Below are 17,998 nucleotides of genomic sequence, written 5' to 3'. Positions count from 1 at the left end.
TCTCGTCAGCGGGAGGCGCATTCTACAGCGCTCAATCACGCTGTCAACACCTCCTTTCCAACTTCATTCGCCAGTGGCGAACCTTGCGAAGCGGAACCTCCCAGCACCTTCACAAACCACTTAACTCATTGATCTACAAGGAGTTTTGCTTGGCAACTGTGCTGGAAGAGGTGCGCATTATAGGGATGCAGATTCTGCCGTCAATACTTAATTGAAACCTTTTTGTCATGCCGCCTGAATACCGGCAGCGCCGACTTCTTCCTATATATAGAAGCGCCGCCCAAAGGCGGCGCACAGGGGGTGTGGCATACAACGGTTTCAGCGCTGCAGCCAGGCTTCAGCTTCCGCCGCCTGCTGCGAACCGAAGGCCTTGATCGTCAACCCCGGAATCAGCGCCCCCTCGACCTCGCTCACCTTCCTCACCCATCCCTTGTCGGCCACTACCGCCATACGGTCGAACCGGCGAACGACCTTGAACAGCTGAGGAATGTGTGAGACTTCAACGGCCATGGCGCCCAGCGTCGGCATTTCGAACTTGCCTATCCGATAAAGCATTCGGCCATGGGCGATGCCTTCGGACTGCTGCGACAGCTGATCGATCGCTGTGCGCATGTCATCGCTATCGAGCTTTCCGGCAAAGTCGACGTCTACGCGATTCTCGCCATTTCGCATTACCTGGAACATAGCAACACCTCCATGCGGGAGTATGCCTTTCACAATACGCCGCCTGCTGGAAACGACAAGGCAATTGGAAGGGGCCGGACGCTGTCCAGCCCCTTCAGATAACAGCGGGTCAGGCGCAGTTCCGCCCCCTCGGCCACAGAACCGGAAACAACGGATGCTCCATAGGCGCACCGTCAGGTAACTGGTCGATCAACCCTGGAAACTCCGGCGACGTCTTCCAGGACCGAGAGGCATGGCGCATGTCTTCGCCGAGAAAACGCAAGGAGAATGCCCGCCGTCTTCGTTTTCCGCTTACTCCGCCGGAGCCATGCAGCGTCAGCATGTGGAAGAACACCGCATCCCCGGGTTCTAGCTCCCAGCCGAGGATATTCCAACGCGAGCGGTCCGCCTCGATGTCCGGCAGGTCAGCCAGGCTGCCCTCCGGGAACCAGCGGGCCTGGTTGTCCAGGAAGCTCCGCGGCATGAGCCAGGGCCCCAGATGTGAACCGGCCACGAACTCCAGCGTCGACTCCCGCGCCACGGGGTCCACCGGCATCCACATGCTGCAGTTCTGTTTTCCATCTACGTTGTAGTAGGGCTGGTCCTGATGCCACGGCGTGCGCTGGCGGGTATTCGGCTCCTTCACCAGCAAGTGGTCGTGGTACAGGCGAGCACTGCCTCCGCCCATCAGTTGCGCCGCTACCGAGCCCACCCGACTCTCGAAGATGAAGCGCCGGTACTCCTCTATATCTCGCCAGTTGCAGAAATCCTCGAAGAACCAGCCCGGATCATCCGGACTACTGGCCACCTTGGCCCTGTTGCTGGGTGAGGCGAGGTTGATTTCGATACCCAGCTCCAGCAGCGCAACTTCATCGACCGTGAACAACTGGCGGATGCAAACCGCACCGTCACGCTGGAACGCCTCGATCGTCGACTGGGGGAGCTCGAACTCATAATTGTGCCGCGTCATGCAGGACTCCTTTTTCCCGAGGTAATGCGCATCGACAGAGCAATGGGCCGCCATTCCTGTCAGGACAACTCAAGCGCACGTGGTTCAACTTCCTTCGGCCGCACCCAACGCCAGTAGGCGAGCGAGAGCAGCACCAGCCAGACGGCGCCCACATAGAGCGCCACTCGCGTCTCGGGGAAAATGCCCAAAACGACGAAAATGAACACCATGAAGGCAATGGCGAAGTACTGCCCGTAAGGCCAGAACGGCACCCGGAAGTGAAGCTTCGCGACCTCCACATCACCAAGGCGCCGACGCATCGCCACCTGGGAGAGCAGGATCATCAGCCACACCCACACCCCTGCGAACGTCACCAGGGATGCGAATGTCAGGAACAACTCATCCGGCACCAGATAGTTGAGCAGTACACCCAGAAGCAGCGCGACGGCGATCACCACCACGGTCATCCAGGGCACGCCATGGCGCGACAATCGCCCAAACGCTGCCGGCGCATGGCCGGCCGCAGCCATGCCATAGAGCATCCGCCCCGTGCAGAAAATGTCGCTATTGATCGCGGATACCACTGCCGAGATCACCACCAGGTTGAGGATGCTGGCAGCCGAATCGATTCCAAGCCCACTGAATATCTGGACGAAGGGGCCGCCCTGGCTGCCGATCTTCGGCCAGGGATACAGCGCCATCAGCACCAACAGCGTGAGCACGTAGAACAGAAGGATGCGCAGCGGCACAGAGTTGATGGCCTTGGGAATCATCCGTTGCGGGTCCTTCGCCTCTCCTGCCGTGAGACCAATCACTTCGATACCGCTGAAGGCGAACATCACGATGGTGAAAGACGCCACCATGCCCTCGACACCATTGGGGAAGAATCCACCATGGGTCCAGAGGTTACTGAGCGCCGGCGCCCCGCCCGAGCCATCGCCCAGCCGAATACCCAGCAGCAGCACGCCCAAACCGGCCGTGATCATGGCGACGATGGCCAGCACCTTGATCAGCGACAGACAAAACTCCAACTCGCCAAACACCCGCACGTTGCACAGGTTCAACGCTGCAATGAAACAAACGATGCCCAATACCCAGATCCAGCGCGGCGTATCGGGAAACCACAGCCCCATATAAATGCCGAAGGCCGTTACGTCAGCCAGACACACCATCGCCACAGCGAAAGCGAAGGTCCAGCCGGTTAGGAACCCCGCGTAGCGGCCCAGATACCAGCTTGCGTACTGGCCAAAGGAGCCAGCCACCGGCGAGCGCACAGCCATTTCCCCCAAAGAGCGCATCACCAGGTAAACCACAAGGCCGCCAATCAGGTAGGCCAGCAACACCGAAGGCCCCGCCCACTGGATGGCCGCCGCCGAGCCGTAGAACAACCCCGTGCCGATGGCTGAGCCCAGGGCAATGAATCGGATATGCCGCGTATTCAAACCACGTCGCATTACAGCCCCGTCCATTGAGTCGCCTCCTTATTGTTGTTATCAACGAAGCCGTCGGAGCTGCCCGCACTCCCCCACCTCGAGTACCAGCCCAAGCGTTCTGCATTGTCGTGACGGATGATCTGCTTGCTCTCCAGATAGCTCTCCAGCCCCCAGGGTTCCTGGATGAAAGCCGGGTTCGAGCAATTGACCCAGACCACCCCGGCACGCAGGCCGTTGGCGATGCGGGTAGCACGCTCCAGGTCAACGGAGAACACCGCGGTCGCCAGGTCATGGCTGCCGTGGTTTATCAGAGCCAGAGCCTCCGCTTCGGTCTTGAAGCGCTTTACGCAGAACACCGGGCCAGAGATGCCCTCGCGCCAGATTTCATGCCTGATGTCGGGCTCATCGAAGATCGTCGGCTCAACGAAGTGGCCGACCGGCAAGTGAGCCGGGCGTCTTCCACCAATGAGCAACTTCGCAGCCCGTTGGCTGTGCTGGATCACCGTCATGAACTTCCGATGCTGCCTGGCACTGACGAGAGGCCCCATGTGAACCCCCGCCAGTATCCCTGGGCCCAGACGCATACCGCGCACTGACTCAACCAGCCGCTCCAGCAGGCGAGGCGCAATGCTCTCCTGAACCACCAGTCGCGCAATGGAACCAGCGGCCTGCCCCTGGTTGAGGAAGGCGCCGAGCACTATCCACTCCACCGCGGCGTCTACATCGACGTCATCGAACAGAATGCAGGCCGCCTTGCCGCTTGACCCCAAACCCAACCCCCTTCCCCCGGCCAGGGCGGTCGAGGGCGTCTGGACCCCGAGCGGCAAACGACCGAAGGACAGCCTGTCCACGCCCGGGTGCCGAACCAAGGCCCGGTCGGTCTGCCCCTCGAAACCCGACAGGATGTTGAGCACCCCGGGAGGGAGCCCGACGCGGCTCGCTGCCAGCCCCAACTCCAGGGCAGTCAGTGGCGTGAGCTCCGACGGCACGACCACGCATGTCGCCCCTGCAGCCAACACAGGTGCAATCGTCCGCGCCGCCATCAGCAACGGAAAACTCCAGTGGATGATCAGCCCCACCACTCCCGACGGCTCGTGGCGAATACGACAGCTGAAACGTGAGTCAATCAGGCGCAGCGGCTGGTCCTGACGCTCGTCCAGCTCCCGCGCCAGACCCGCGTAGCGGCGGAAACACTCGATGGCATCGGCCACATCGGATACCGCCTCGCGCAAGGGCTTACCGTTGTCGCGAACCTCCAACTCCGCCAAGGTCTCCTGGCGCAGCTCCAGATTGTCGGCCAGCGCATCCAGGTACCCTGCCCTCTCGCTGCCGGGCATCTGCGCCCAGCCACAATTGAAGGCCGTTCGGGCAGCTTGAACGGCCAGGTCAACATCCTCCGCGCCAGCCGCCCCCAATTCCATGATGCGTTTCTCCAGGGCCGGATCAACGCTGCAGAACCGCTGCCTGAGCCTCGGAGCCACCCAACGCCCGCCGATGTAGAGCGTTGGCTCGCTCATCGTGGTTTTCCCCGCGCGACTTTATTGATGGGCCGAGGCTATCAACGCCCTCGCGGAAGGCGCCTATGCCGACTGAGGTACGGGCCACCTCGCAGGGCTGTCAGATACTTCGTAGAGGCCAATAACGCGAGACAAACCCGCACCTCGAGACTCACGAAGCGCGCGATGGGGACGAAGCAGATTCGTAGAAGGGAATGAGTGAAACGATGACCTTGCAGCTCATTGCTGAAGCCGGGCGCTCAGGCAATCGGCGGACCGATGCAGCGATCGAAGATGAGGATTCAGCACGCTCAGGTCGCCGAAGTGCTCGGCATCGGCAGGCGTCGTGTCGAAGCTCTCCAAACGCAAGCTGGCGGCGTAATTGGATTGGCGCGCCTTGGCGTAATAGGCCCTCTTGACCTGTAGGGACGGGGTTGGCATCAGGGGCCTCTTTCGTTGCGTACCGCGTCATTATGGCGGAAGGCGCTTCCGGCGCTCCAACCAGCCTGCAAGCACAGCCCTTCTCCATCTGTGGGGGCGAATTCATTCGCAAAGGGCAACGCAGCCCCCCGCGAGTCCATCCCCTGCTGACGGACTTCGCCTCCCTCAGCCCCTCTTCAACTCCCGCACGAACAACGCCAACAACTCAGACTGACTGCCAATCTCCAGCTTCTCGTACAGATTCCGCCGGTGCACCTTTACTGTCCCCGGCGCAATCCGCAGCTGCTGCGAAGCCGAACGATTCGAGTGCCCCTCCAACAACAACCGCGCCACCTCACACTCCCGCACCGTCAACACACCACGGCCGAACTGCTCAAATGCCTCATCCACCTTGTCGTCCACACCAGAGCGAGCCTGCGGGAGCGGCTGCCGATACACCTCCCAAGCCGCACGCACGACCTGTTCGACAACCGGCGCCGCACTGCGCAACAGCTGCATCTCCCCATCGCTGAAGGCCGCACCGCCCCGCAGCCGCATCAGCGATAACACCGCGCCGCCCTGCTCACCCAGGCTGATGATGAAGCCGAGCTGCTCGCTCAAACCCAGGTAGCGGTAGTAACTGCAGTAGTACGACGTGTTGTAGAAGCGCTCCGGCGCCAGCCGCCGCATGCTGTACAGCCCATCGGCCTGGCCGAATACGCAGGCCAGGTAGAACGGGTCCAGCAGGTACGGGCCGGCCTGGTAGTCGCCAACGAACAGCTGACGCAGGTTCGGTGGAATGGTGTCGAACAGCGCCAGCGGCGGATGACGCCCTTCATGAATGAACAGTGCAATGTGATCAGCGAAGGCCAAGCGTTGTAGCCAGTCGGCCAGTGCTTGTAACTGAGCGCGGCCGGGAGGCCGTGCCAATACGTCGGCAATGTCTTGGGTCCATTCAACGAGCTGTCCGTGCATAGATCGAGGTCGCAAGAATCTGAAAGCCGCTACAGAAAGAGGAAGGCAAACTAAACTCTCTGAGTTTAGGAAAATAAACAGAACATGACAAGGAATCTAAACCATGCGGTGTTTAGCATCCTTAACCATGGACTTCCCCGACCGCATCAGATCGCGCATGCAGGCGCTGCACTTGAGTGCCGCCGAGTTGGCTCAACTCGTAGGCGTCTCCAAAGGTGCCGTCACCCACTGGACCACCGGCGCCAACAAGGTCAGCGGGAAGAACCTGATCGCACTCGCAAAAGCACTGGAGTGCGATGTCAGTTGGCTCGTAAATGACGAAGCACGCACAGTCACCATCGGCTCCTATGCACGAACAGCCCGCGCCAGCGAAGCGAGAGACGCAACCACCGCCCTGATCCTGGAAATGCTGAAAAAGCATGCCGGCAAAAGCCTCAACAATGCCGCCAAGCAACGCATCGCCCAGGCGCTAGCGGAAAGCCTCAAACCCAGCCCCCCGGCCATCGGTGAGTCCCCTCTAGCATCGCCTCGAAACGCCGCAGGTGAAGGCGAAATCTGCATTCCCCATCTCGATCTCCAGGCCCTAGCGCCCGATGGAAAGCTGCCCGCCGACTACAGCGAGGCCGTGCACAGCATCACCGTCAGCGAGTCATTCCTGCGGGAACAAGGCGTCAACTACACCCGTGCTGCCAACTTGGCCGTCGTCACCCAGTGGGGACAAAGCATGGAGGGCACCCTCAGTGACCGCGACCCGGTCATTGTCGATTGCGGGGTGAACGAGTTCGTGGGGGATGGGGTTTACCTGATCACCTGGGCGGGGCATCTGTTCATCCGGCGCTTGCAGTTGGCCGGGAATGATCAGGTGGAGATGGTTGCGGATAATCCGGTGCACAAGGGCCGGGTTGCATCAATGGGTGACGTCGTAATTCATGCCAGCGCATTGCTGGCGTGGAGCGCACGTAAGCTGTGAACGCGCGTCTCAACAGAGCGCCATTGACCCTACGTTTGGACACTTTGCTGCCCGCAGGCAGCTGGAAGCGCTCCTGGAGCCGCGCCTCTGTCCAGCTACCCTTTTCGGGGAGATGTGCTTTGCCCTAGCTCACTCTTCTGCGAAATAGTCGCTGTCGAGTTGCTTCACCTCATACACCTGCTTGACGCTTACCCCCAGGTTGTTTTCCACCATCAGCCGGGCAAGCTCAACACCATCGATCAGCACCACCTTGATATCCAACCCCAGCGCCGCTTCTCTGGCCCCCTGAGAGAACTCCGACGTGGTGATGAACACACCCTTCCGCGCCCGCTGACGGGTCAGCGCCCCGATGAACTTATCGATCTCGGGACGATGCACCGTGTTGCTCCAACGCTTGGCTTGCAGGTAGATCACGTCAAGGCCGAGCTTGTCTTCCTTGATAATGCCGTCGATGCCGTCATCGTTCGTGGCCTGGGTCGCCTTGCCGGCTTCCTTGCGTGAGCCGCCGTAGCCCATGGCCAACATCAGATCGACCACCAGTTGCTCGAAGAAACTCGGCGTCGCCGCTCGGACCTGCGCCAGCAGCTCATCGGCCAGCGACTGCAGCAACGCCTGATGGGCCTCGGCCAACTGTTCGTCCGGGGTCGTCTCAGCAGCATCGAGCTCCAGCACCGCAGGCGCATCCGCTGCCGCAGGCTTGGCGGTATGGAAATCGGCGAACTCGGGGAACTGCTTCAGCCAGCTCACCGTGATGCGGTCGGGGCCGTTGGCCAGCACGTCGCGGCCACGCGCAGTGATCTGCACCATGCCCTTAGCCGGTATGGTCAGAAGGCCGGCCTTGTTCAGGTAGGTTCGAGCCCAGCCCACACGATTGTTGATCACCGTTTGCTGGCCCGACGGCAGACGCTCTTTACGCTCGTCCTCAGTCAGTTGGAACTGATCGGCAACGCGCTCGCGCAGTACGCTGAGTTGCAGTGGCGCACCGTCTTGCACCGTTGCCAGTACCGGGCGCATGACGCTTTGAAAATCCGGAATCGACATCTTCACTCCTTGTGGCATCCGTCCCGCCAGCAAGCCATCAGGTGCTGCGCAGTGCGTCCTCATCGAGGCTCGCTGCAGACTTCAACATCTTCAAGATCACCAGGGCAAAGGCCCGGCTCTTGGTCTCGTTATCCAGCACTTCAAGCGATAGCTTCTCGTGGTCGGTCATGGCGTCCAGCACGGTGTCCAGCACACGCTTGGGGAACAGGCCGTGCATCACCTGCTCGACCGAGTGGTTGTTGACCTGGGCCATCACATCCTCCTGGCGACTGATGCGATTGGCGATGCCGGTGAGGAACTGCAGTTGATCCTCATCACTCACCTCGGCGCCAAAGATATCGTTCAACGCCTCGATGATTTCCGATAGCCGCTTCTTCTCCGGGTCATGGGCCTTACCACTGCCGAGCGCGCTGGCGGGGTCAAGGCCGTAATCACCTTGCTCTTCACTCAAACGCAGCTGATGTTCGGCGCGCTTGCTCAGGCGGTAGTGGCTCAATTGCAGCTCGCCCAGGTCAACGTCGTCCTGATCCAGACGATCCACCCGCAGCAGCGGATGCAGGTGCTTGGCATACACGCACAGCTGCTCCAGCTCGCGATCCTCATAGGGGATGATCTGCGCGAGGAACTCGTACAGGCGCACAAAGCTCTGCAGGTTCTTCTTGAACAGGTCGAGCTGATCAACCTGCTCACCCGCTTCCTTGATTGCAGCCTCGGCCTTCTTCACACCAGCGCTGTCGCCGTTCTGTTCGGCGGTACGCTTGAAGTCCAGCGCCTGCTGGCGTGACTCCTGGGCCAGCTTGTAGCGCTTGGCAAAACGCTCCTTGGCCGGCGCGCAGTAGTAGCTGAGCTTGCTGGCGGCGGCCTTGGGGTCGAAGAAGGCGATGGCAAACGCCGCCACCTCTTCCCAATGGTAGATGCCCTCGGCATCCAGCTTCTTCTGCAGGTCATAGATGAGCTGCGGGTCGGTCACATCGGTCAGCTCGGCCTTGGTGTAGTACGGCAGGAAGGCGTCGAGAATGTCCTGTGCGTCGTTGAAGAAGTCGAGAATGAAGGTCGGCTTGCTGTCGCCAAAGGTGCGGTTCAGGCGCGACAGGGTTTGCACGCAGTCCACGCCTTGCAGCTTCTTGTCCACGTACATGGCGCACAGCTTGGGCTGATCGAAGCCAGTCTGGTACTTGTTGGCGGCGATCATCACGTTGAAGTCCTGGGTGTCGAAGGCTTCCGCCAGGTCACGCCCGTTCAGGCCGGGGTTGAGCAGGCTGCTGCTTTCCGTCACCTCTTCGGGGATCACCCCGTCCGGCATCACGCTGCCGGAGAAGGCCACCAGCGGATGCACGTCGCCGTAACCCATCTGCTTCACATAGGCCTGTACGGCCAACTGGTAGCGCACCGCCTCCTGCCGGCTGCTGGTGACCACCATCGCCTTGGCCTGGCCGCCCAGCAGGTGACGAATATTGGCGCGGAAGTGCTCGACGATCACCTCCACCTTCTGGCTGATGTTGTACGGATGCAGGCGTACCCAGCGCGCCAGCTTCATGCGCGCCTTCTTCGAGTCCACTTCCTCGTCGTCGCCGTCCGGGTGGGCGATCTTCCAGGCGGCGCTGTAGGTGGTGTAGTTCTGCAGCACATCGAGGATGAAACCTTCCTCGATGGCCTGGCGCATGGAGTACAGGTGGAAGGCCTCGGGCTTGTTGTCGGCGCTTGCCGGCAGCGCCGGGTTGGCCGGGCAGCCGAACAGCTCCAGGGTCTTGGCCTTGGGCGTGGCGGTAAAGGCGTAGTAGCTGATGCGCTCGTTGGGCGCGCGGGCAGCCACGGCGGCGTCCAGCAGCTCTTCGGCGCTGATTTCTTCAGCCTCTGGCGCGTCGCTGCCGAGAATCTGCTTGAGCTTGCTGGCCGACGAGCCGGTCTGCGAGGAATGCGCCTCGTCGGCGATTACCGCATAGCGCCCGCTGGCCAGCTTGGGGTACTTGTCCAGCGCATCGAACAGCGCCGGGAAGGTCTGGATGGTGACGATGATGATGCGCGTCTGCTCGGCCAGCGCCTCGGCCAATTGTTCGGACTTACTCTGGCTGCCGATATCGCGGGTGATGCACTTGACCACGCCCTGGGCGTGCTCGAACTGGTAGATGGTGTCCTGCAGCTGCTTGTCCAGCACGGTGCGGTCGGTAATCACGATCACCGAATTGAACAGGCGCTGGCCTTCGGCATCGTAGAGCGAGGCCAGTTGATGCGCCGTCCAGGCAATCGAGTTGGACTTGCCCGAGCCGGCGCTGTGCTGGATCAGGTAACGCTTGCCCGGCCCTTCATTGCGGGTGGTCTCGATCAGCTTGTTCACCACTTCCCACTGGTGGTAGCGCGGAAAGATCAGGGTCTCTTTGGTAACGCGCTTGCCATCGGCATCTTCCTTCACGCTCTTCTGCAGGTGCAGGAAGCGGCCCAGCACCTTGAGCCATGCATCGGGCTGGAACAGGCGCTGCCACAGGTAGCCGGTGGCGTACTGGCTGTCATCCGGTGCAGGCGGGTTGCCGGCACCGCCGTCGAGGCTGCCGAGGTTGAACGGCAGGAAGAAGGTCTCCTTGCCGGCCAGCTTGGTGGTCATCGCCACTTCATCCTGACTCACGGCGAAGTGCACCAGCGCGCCGCGCTTGAAGGTCAGCAGCGGCTCGGGCTTGCGCGTCAGCGGGTCTTTTACCGGGCGGTCGTAGCGGTACTGGCGCTTGGCGTTTTCCACGCTCTGCTTGAACTCGCTTTTCAGCTCCAGCGTGGCGACGGGAATGCCGTTGACGAACAGCACCAGATCCAGACGGGGGTTGTACTCGCCCTCGCGGTAGTGAGGGGAATACGACACCTCCGGCACCACACGCAGGCGGTTGCACTGGTAGCGCTTGAGGGTGTCCGGGTTCATGCCGTGGTCGGGCTTGAAGCTGCACACCTCGATCTTCACCCCCGGCAACTTGAAGCCATGGCGCAGCACATCCAGGGTGCCATCCTGCTCCAGCTCGCGCACCAGCTTCTGCACCAACACGCCTTCCGGGTTGTTCGGGTTGGCCTTGGCGAACTTGTCCCAACGCTCCGGCCAGGCGTCCTGGAAGTAGCCGAGAAAGTCTTCGGTGTACAACGCCGTGCGCCGGTCATAGCCGCTGGCTGGCCCGGTCAGCCAGCCCTGGGCGACCATGGCGGTGATGATGTCCCGCTGGAACTGGGCTTCCTTGCTGTCTGCCATTACACGGCCTCTGCTACTTCAAATTCAGGGGTTTGGGTGCTGGCCGGTGGCTGCCAGTCGCGCACATCGATCTTGCCGGTGACGGCGGCGGAGATTAGGGCAGCGCGGCGCTCTTGAAGCAGCCCCTTCATCTCAAGTGACTCGCCGAGCAAACAATCTAGGAATGGTCTGAAAAAGACTTCCTGAATCTGGTGAAATACGCCGATCCTGTTGCCCGAGTTTCCCGATGAAGCAAATGACCTTCGCCGACGCCGAGTACGCCGGCAAGCGCAAGCAGACCCGCAAGGAGTTGGTCCTGATCGAGATGGATCAGGTGGTGCCGTGGAAGGGTTTGATTGCCCTGATCGAGCCGCACTACCCCAAGGGTGAAGGTGGCCGTCCGGCGTATCCGCTGATGGCGATGCTGCGCGTACATCTGATGCAGAACTGGTTCGGCTACAGCGATCCGGCGATGGAGGAGGCGCTGTACGAGACCACAATCTTGCGCCAGTTTGCCGGGCTGAACCTGGAGCGTATTCCCGACGAAACCACCATCCTCAATTTCCGTCGCCTGCTGGAGAAGCACGAGTTGGCGGCCGGGATTCTGGCGGTGATCAATGGTTACCTGGGCGACCGGGGCCTGTCGCTGCGCCAGGGCACCATCGTCGATGCCACGCTGATCCATGCGCCGAGTTCGACCAAGAATCAGGACGGCAAGCGTGACCCGGAAATGCACCAGACGAAGAAGGGAAACCAGTATTACTTCGGCATGAAGGCGCACATCGGTGCCGATGCCGAGTCCGGCCTGGTGCGCAGCGTGGTGGGGACGGCAGCCAACGTTGCAGACGTTACCCAGGTCGACAAACTGCTGCACGGAGAGGAAAACATGGTGGGTGCCGACGCGGGCTACACCGGCGTCGAGAAGCGCCCGGAACATGAAGGCCGGGAGGTGATCTGGCAGATCGCAGCCCGCCGCAGTACGTACAAGAAGCTGAGTAAGCGCAGCGCGCTGTACAAAGCCAAGCGCAAGATCGAGAAGGCCAAGGCCCAGGTGCGCGCCAAGGTCGAGCACCCGTTCCGGGTGATCAAGCGCCAGTTCGGTTATGTGAAGACACGCTTCCGTGGCCTGGCGAAGAACACGGCGCAGCTGGTGACATTGTTTGCCCTGTCGAACCTGTGGATGGCGCGCCGACATTTGCTGACGAATGCAGGAGAGGTGCACCTGTAATGTGGGAAATGGCCGCAACGAGGTGCACGCGGCGGCTAAAAACACAGGAATGAGCGGGTGATCTGATCGTTTTTGATCAGTTTGCTGCGCTTCAAAATCGGCGGAGGCTGAAGTCGACCGGAAATGCAGGGCTACTTCAGACCATCCTTAAGCAGCTGCGATAGCTCTCGAAGACAGGTTTCATTTGGTCGGCGTGACGAAGGTTCGTTAGCAGCCCCTAGCCAAAATGCGATGGAACAGCACCACCTGACAAAGCTATGAAATTCTTGATAATTAACTGTCATTGGCCATAACACTTATTCCAGAATGAATACAGCAGATAAGATGCACGCAGAGGCTCTAAAAGAAGCGTTGCTAGCCCTCGACCCTTCTGGCCCAGAAGGGTTTGAAGGGTTTCTCGGTGTCATCCTGGGTGAGATCACAGGGCAATCTTTCCGTCTCGCAAAGTCAGGTACACAGCTAGGGCGGGACGGTGATTCTGCGTTCGATGGCGGCGCCACGTTTTTTGAGGGCAAACGCTACAAAGATGGCCTCTCGAAGAACGATATTTCGGTAAAGCTTTTTGACGTTGCCAACGACGATGTCAGTCAGGTGGATCTTTGGATACTCGGAGCTACATGCGAAGTAGCATCCCAAACTATCAATGACGCCAGGAAATTTGCTGACAACCACGGCTTTGGCATTGTGGTACTGGATTGGTCAAATAATGATCTTGGATCGTTGCTGGTCGCCGCTGTGGCCGCCAGTTCAAAATCCCAAGCATTCATCACGCAAAGCCTTACCGGAAAGTCAGGGGCGAAGCTTATCGCTCCTGCTCTCGCTGCAATTGACCACTACGCAAAGCATGCGGACTATCCCGCAAGGCTGCGTTCTCTTAAAAATGCGCTCGCCGAAGATGTTGGGTTGGGGCACGCCAAGACCCTCAACCAAGTATGGCTGCGTCGGTTGTTCACAGACAAGATGGAGGCGCGCATCGAGTTCGGTCAGCCTCTTTCCCCCCTTGATCCGTCTGGCCCCATGGCGCTCGATCGACCCGAGCATGCGGCTGTTACAACCGCCTTCACCGGAGCGCCAGATACCGAAATCTACGCAATCGTCGGTGAGGAGGGTGTCGGCAAATCCTGGCTCGCTGTTCAGAGCTGGAATCTGTCCAATCCCAAATCACTTCTCGTCTTGTGTCCTGCGGACGATTTGACTGGAGACGATGCTAAAGACTTTGATGATTTCCTCATCCGCAAGCTGATTCGTCAGACGGGCGTGGATATCACGCAGGAGGCGATCAGGCGGTGGCAGCGTCGTTTCAAAGCTTGGCGCGCGAATATGCCAGCTAGCTCCGTTCGCTTAACGCTCATAGTGGATGGTCTCAATCAACCGCTTAAGTCGAACTGGGGGCGCTGGCTCGACCTCGCCGCGCAACGCTTGAAGAGTCTGGGTGGCTGTCTGGTGCTTACCACCCGAACACAACATTGGACGCAACTCAAAAATGCGCTGTCCTGCAGTGTAAGAACTATCACGCTCGCCGAGTGGTCCATCGAGGACGTCAAACAGATCCTGGACAATCGCGGCATCAGCTATTCCAACTCAAGGCCCGAGGTCCTTGCATCTGTTCGAAACCCCAGACTGCTCGGAATCGCGATCGAGCTGATAGAGGCCAAGACCATCGAGCTTTTAGATGAGCTCAGTGTAGGGCGGCTCCTATTTGAGCACATGCGGAGGATGCAGCAGCTCGGGGCGGTTCCGATCTCCGCTGCCTCATTCGCTGACCTGTTGAAAAAACTCGCAGCGGAGATATTGGCTCGTGCGAATGCACAGAATACGGACGACCTGAGGCTTTTTGATGCGATCCAAGAATCCCAGCTCGAATCTGTTGCTTCGAGTCGGTTCTTCTCTGCGGTGAAAGGAAGCGTTTCACAGTATGAGATAAAGCCCGATGGCCTCAACTTGGCGCTCGCGCTCTACCTCGTTGACCAACTCGAACGTGAGTTGCGCAACGATCGTGAGCCGCGCGAGAGGCTAGCGACAATACTGGAACCGATCAGCGCACTTGATGAGACGGCAAAAGTTGTTCTGCTTGCAACCCAAATCGCTTGCATTGATGAGGAAACAAGCCCGGAGATACGCTCCGCACTGATAGAAAAATTCGTATCTCTACAAAACCTTCCTAACAGTCAGGTCGATGCCTTCTCTGTACTCGCTAAGTCGGCTCCGCTCGCGTTTCTGCAAGCCGCTGAAAATGTGTACCTGTCACAAGAGCATATTGCCAGCAAAGAATGGCTGCTCTACTCGCTGCTTAATCGACGTGACGATCCGGGTGTTTGGCAGCACATTTTGGAGTCAACGAAGCGGTGGCTGTCCTTTTATTCACCCGCGCCCGAACGCCGGATGCACAGAACTCTACGACAATACTCTGCCATTGAGGTTGACGAAGAGCGCGCAAGAGTTTCGGCTGAAATTCGAGAGCGGGAGGCTGGTCTGACCGCGGTCGAGCGATCCTTCGTAACTACGAATCTTGTTACCGCCCCGACACCTCGATTTGATGGCATAAGTCGCTTTACCTTCTATCTTCTAGCCGGCTTCCCTCTGGAAGAGGTTGCACCATACATCGTCCGCTGGCGATTCTCTTGTGCGCTCAACACATCGATGTCGGCACCTTACGCAGAGTTTGAGCAGCTTCTTCACTACAACCGTGCTGACTGGCAGGAGACACGATCAGCACTTTTGAAGGAACTGGACGCACTGCCGGAGGAGTGTTCGTCTAGTGTGGGGAGGTGGACTCGCGTAGGTATCCTGTTCGGCACCGGAGATGTCAGCGACGCACAAGAAGGTGCATATATCAGCGATGAGCTCACACGCGACCGGGAGCGCTTTGCTGGTTGGGCACTGAGGGAAACGTATTGCTCTGTCGACCCATGCGATCCCGCTACCGTCAGGCCAGAGAATGTTGTTGCAACTGCCCAAAACTACCGGCAGATTGATCTAGGAAAGGTAGCCATAAGCTTGGGCATAAACGAGCAGGATCACTTCTTCCGCGGTGCCCGAGCTGCTGTCGCACGCTTCGCATCCGATGACGCGATATACACGCATAATGCTCTCGCGAGCGAAGTACTTGGTCGCGATGGATTTACGCGACGTCAAGGTGTATTGGAGCTCAGGCGCCACAGCTCGGCTCTCACAAAAGATCTCGCCCGACGTTTCCTGTCGGCCTGCCTATCGAGCACCACAACTTATAAAGATGGGAATGACACTCGAGACAATTTCCTCACGGCACAGTTTTCCTTGCTGATCGCGTTGCCGCATCTCACCGCCGATGAACAGTTGGAAGCATTCGCAAACATGCAGAGTGATACCCTTCTGCTCGACGTGCTCTCCTGCGTGCGAAGAACTGCCCCAGAAAAGGTGGAACGGGTTTTGGAGCGTGCTCTTCAGAGTGGCAATGAATATGCCCAGGCTGCAGTTCTTGCTGCAGCCTACTATTCACAATCGATGTTGACGCCACGCGCTGCCATTATTGTCAAAGGTCTCATTCGGTCTCCATCCAAGACTCTCCGGCACGAAGCACTCGCCCTCGCCGCATTGAGCGGAGACACTGGTTTACTGCAGGAGGTTGTGGATAGTGGATGGAGCGCGGAGAGAAGGGGCAACAGCGACTTCGAGGACTGGCATGGCTCCACCTCAATATTAAAAGCGCTACAGGCGGGCCTGATAGAAGTGGAGCTTGCGCTTGATCGAATGAGTTTGTCCCATTACGGTTTTGCCGCAGTAGCGTTACCTGCTGGGCAAGTTGGTGTCATCGCCGCTCGAATCGAAACCGCGCTTGCGAAAGCGTTGGGTTATGAAGGTGATGTGGAGCTGCCGGACATCGAGACTGAGATGCCGAAAATGTCCGACTCAACGCCGCCCCTGATTTCATTAACGGAGCGTACATCGACGGAAAGCAACTTTGCATCCCAGATGGATCGGCTTTCGGAAACAGAGGAGCAGTTCGACGACCGCCAACGTCGCATGGGCGACGCGTATGAACGATTCGCCGGTGAGCTCACCGCTACAGAAGCAGGCCTAATACTTTCCGACATCACATTCGAGGGTATTAAAGCAATTATCGGACAGGATGCTGATCGCGATCAGCGTTGGCTCAAAATGTTGGTCGCCGCTTCCGACAGCAAGCTTCGTCACCTTCATCATGTCGCGCTGCAGGTGGCGGTCGCGCTTGGTGCAAGCGGCAATCCGTTAGCACCTGATTTTATTACCCGCGTTCTGACGTTAGATCCGACCATACGCCGTGTCACTGGTGCTGCAAAAATCTCTGCGGAGAGCATTATCCTCTGGAGCAGCACAACCAGCCAGGCGATAGTGGACATCTGTAAAAGGCGCCTTCGTACACCGAGGACTGACAGCGACATCGCACGCGAGGTCATCGCGGCGCATCTCTGCGGAAAGGTGGAAATGCTGCAAAGCTATACTGATGAACTTCTCGCCATAGGGCGGCCGTACGAGACAGCGCTTGCCCTCATGATCGCTGGCTTTTGCGACGAAAGCCTCCATGCTGATTCGGTGCTGTCACGTTTCCAGGACTCTAAAGGCTTCATTGGCGCGGCTTACGCTGCCGCGCACGATTCATATGTTCGGAATATTTGGGCGAAAACCTGGTATGCACAAATGCAAAATGCCCAGCGACCTGAGGACTTCTGGAGCGCTTCTGTTCTTTTTACGAAGATCGTCGATGGCCGCTTTGACATCTGGTCCGAAGCTTCGAAAACACCATCAACCATATTCACTGCGTTTATGCCAACGATAGAGCGAGAGGTTGACAACAGAGCAGCCAAGACTCAGAAGGCGCGCGAGGGCAAGCTGTTCGGCAAAAAAGCTCCTGCGTCGGTAATGTTGAACACTGAATAGGCCACGCTTCCCTAGAGCCAATTTAAGTTCAAACGAATCCTTTTGAGCAGGAGTGTTTGCTTCTGGCTGGAAGCTGTCCTCCCCCAGTGTCCGCCTTCGGCCGATTCTGTTGAAAAAGTAGCTGCTCCCCTTGCCGCCGGCAAAATCGCTCTGTCGGCGAGCACAGGGGGCGAACAGCATGATGGCCAAGCCTTTTCCTTCTTGCGAGCAACTACAGCTTGTCTATGCCCTAGAATAGAACTCCACGACAGGCCACTAGGCGTGGCGGGAGATCGGGTGTCAGCCAGACTGCGACAATCTCGCCTGGACCGATGAATCTCTACCGGGCTCAGGTTTGAGCTTGGACAGCCCCCCCCTCAAGCCAGGCTTCTAGACCCGGCGTACTAGTGGCAACAAAAGTAGCCAAGATATCGGCCGTGGCGTGAGCCACCACCTTTTGCATCAGGAGGGCACGATCAGTGGGAATGCCGTCGACCTTCCGCAGGGATTGCTGCTCACCCTTCTGGAAATTGAAGTGACAGGCGGCCCACATCATCCCGGGAGGTACCTCGATGGAACCCACCTGAAATAGGTGGGCAGCCACATTTGGCTCACCTTCTACCTGGAGGGTGACACGGTCGCCCTTAAGCTCTACCCGCCAGCGGTTGCCGCCGGTGAACAGCTCACCGGACTTTGTCGACCTCCACTTCATCTCCGCGCTTCCGTGCCCCGTTGCCCCGTTGCCC

At 59.1% G+C, this 17,998-nt stretch carries 13 protein-coding genes and 1 pseudogene; 4 read left to right on the top strand and 10 right to left on the bottom strand.

The window, feature by feature from the left end; all coding sequences use genetic code 11:
* The coding region (locus FFS60_RS28925; protein WP_218570620.1) for a hypothetical protein at positions 1–215 on the top strand (215 nt) is incomplete at its 5' end.
* Positions 216–318: 103 nt separating this feature from the next.
* On the opposite strand, the gene FFS60_RS27110 is transcribed toward FFS60_RS28925, so the two are convergent.
* From FFS60_RS27110 to FFS60_RS27085, 6 genes are all read right to left on the bottom strand, one after another.
* Positions 319–684, bottom strand: a complete 366-nt coding sequence (locus tag FFS60_RS27110) for an STAS/SEC14 domain-containing protein (RefSeq protein ID WP_028630547.1) — start codon at positions 682–684, stop codon at positions 319–321.
* Positions 685–793: 109 nt separating this feature from the next.
* Positions 794–1,633: a phytanoyl-CoA dioxygenase family protein gene (locus FFS60_RS27105; RefSeq protein WP_137823737.1), complete on the bottom strand. Its 840-nt coding sequence runs from the start codon at positions 1,631–1,633 to the stop codon at positions 794–796.
* Between the two features lie 59 nt (positions 1,634–1,692).
* Entirely contained in the window at positions 1,693–3,081 is a 1,389-nt protein-coding gene (locus tag FFS60_RS27100; protein ID WP_137823736.1) for an amino acid permease, read from the bottom strand.
* Positions 3,066–4,562: an aldehyde dehydrogenase family protein gene (locus FFS60_RS27095; RefSeq protein WP_137823735.1), complete on the bottom strand. Its 1,497-nt coding sequence runs from the start codon at positions 4,560–4,562 to the stop codon at positions 3,066–3,068. The genes FFS60_RS27100 and FFS60_RS27095 overlap by 16 nt, the downstream gene beginning before the upstream one ends.
* A 219-nt stretch (positions 4,563–4,781) precedes the next feature.
* Positions 4,782–4,982, bottom strand: coding sequence for a YhfG family protein (locus FFS60_RS29180; protein WP_256658166.1), 201 nt, complete (start codon positions 4,980–4,982; stop codon positions 4,782–4,784).
* Between the two features lie 165 nt (positions 4,983–5,147).
* The gene (locus tag FFS60_RS27085) at positions 5,148–5,936 is read right to left on the bottom strand and encodes a helix-turn-helix transcriptional regulator (RefSeq protein ID WP_137823734.1); all 789 of its coding nucleotides are present in this window, start codon (positions 5,934–5,936) and stop codon (positions 5,148–5,150) included.
* A 127-nt stretch (positions 5,937–6,063) separates the two neighbouring features.
* Between FFS60_RS27085 and FFS60_RS27080 the strand changes: the two genes are divergently transcribed.
* The gene (locus FFS60_RS27080) at positions 6,064–6,906 is read left to right on the top strand and encodes an XRE family transcriptional regulator (protein ID WP_137823733.1); all 843 of its coding nucleotides are present in this window, start codon (positions 6,064–6,066) and stop codon (positions 6,904–6,906) included.
* A gap of 129 nt (positions 6,907–7,035) precedes the next feature.
* Here the strand turns inward: FFS60_RS27080 and FFS60_RS27075 are convergent, their stop codons facing one another.
* The 3 genes and pseudogenes from FFS60_RS27075 to FFS60_RS29175 form a co-directional block, all read right to left on the bottom strand.
* Entirely contained in the window at positions 7,036–7,947 is a 912-nt protein-coding gene (locus FFS60_RS27075; protein ID WP_028630552.1) for a restriction endonuclease, read from the bottom strand.
* A gap of 37 nt (positions 7,948–7,984) precedes the next feature.
* Positions 7,985–11,170 (bottom strand): type I restriction endonuclease subunit R, encoded by a 3,186-nt coding sequence (locus FFS60_RS27070; protein ID WP_137823732.1) that lies wholly within the window; start codon positions 11,168–11,170, stop codon positions 7,985–7,987.
* Positions 11,170–11,295 (bottom strand): annotated as a pseudogene (locus FFS60_RS29175) (restriction endonuclease subunit S); the annotation flags it as partial. The gene FFS60_RS27070 and the pseudogene FFS60_RS29175, both read right to left, overlap by 1 nt.
* Before the next feature lie 101 nt (positions 11,296–11,396).
* On the opposite strand from FFS60_RS29175, the gene FFS60_RS27060 reads away from it, so the two are divergent.
* Together FFS60_RS27060 and FFS60_RS27055 are read left to right on the top strand one after the other, a co-directional pair.
* A complete protein-coding gene (locus tag FFS60_RS27060; protein WP_137823731.1) occupies positions 11,397–12,377 on the top strand; it encodes an IS5 family transposase in 981 nt (326 codons plus the stop codon).
* A 324-nt stretch (positions 12,378–12,701) separates the two neighbouring features.
* Positions 12,702–17,273, top strand: coding sequence for an ATP-binding protein (locus tag FFS60_RS27055; RefSeq protein WP_137823730.1), 4,572 nt, complete (start codon positions 12,702–12,704; stop codon positions 17,271–17,273).
* A 328-nt stretch (positions 17,274–17,601) separates the two neighbouring features.
* Here the strand turns inward: FFS60_RS27055 and FFS60_RS27050 are convergent.
* A partial coding sequence (locus FFS60_RS27050) for a hypothetical protein (RefSeq protein ID WP_137823729.1) occupies positions 17,602–17,998 on the bottom strand: 397 nt, incomplete at its 5' end.

It is taken from the genome of Pseudomonas sp. D(2018), assembly GCF_005502555.1.
GTDB lineage: Bacteria > Pseudomonadota > Gammaproteobacteria > Pseudomonadales > Pseudomonadaceae > Metapseudomonas > Metapseudomonas resinovorans.
This window is presented reverse-complemented; position numbering and strand designations above follow the sequence as displayed.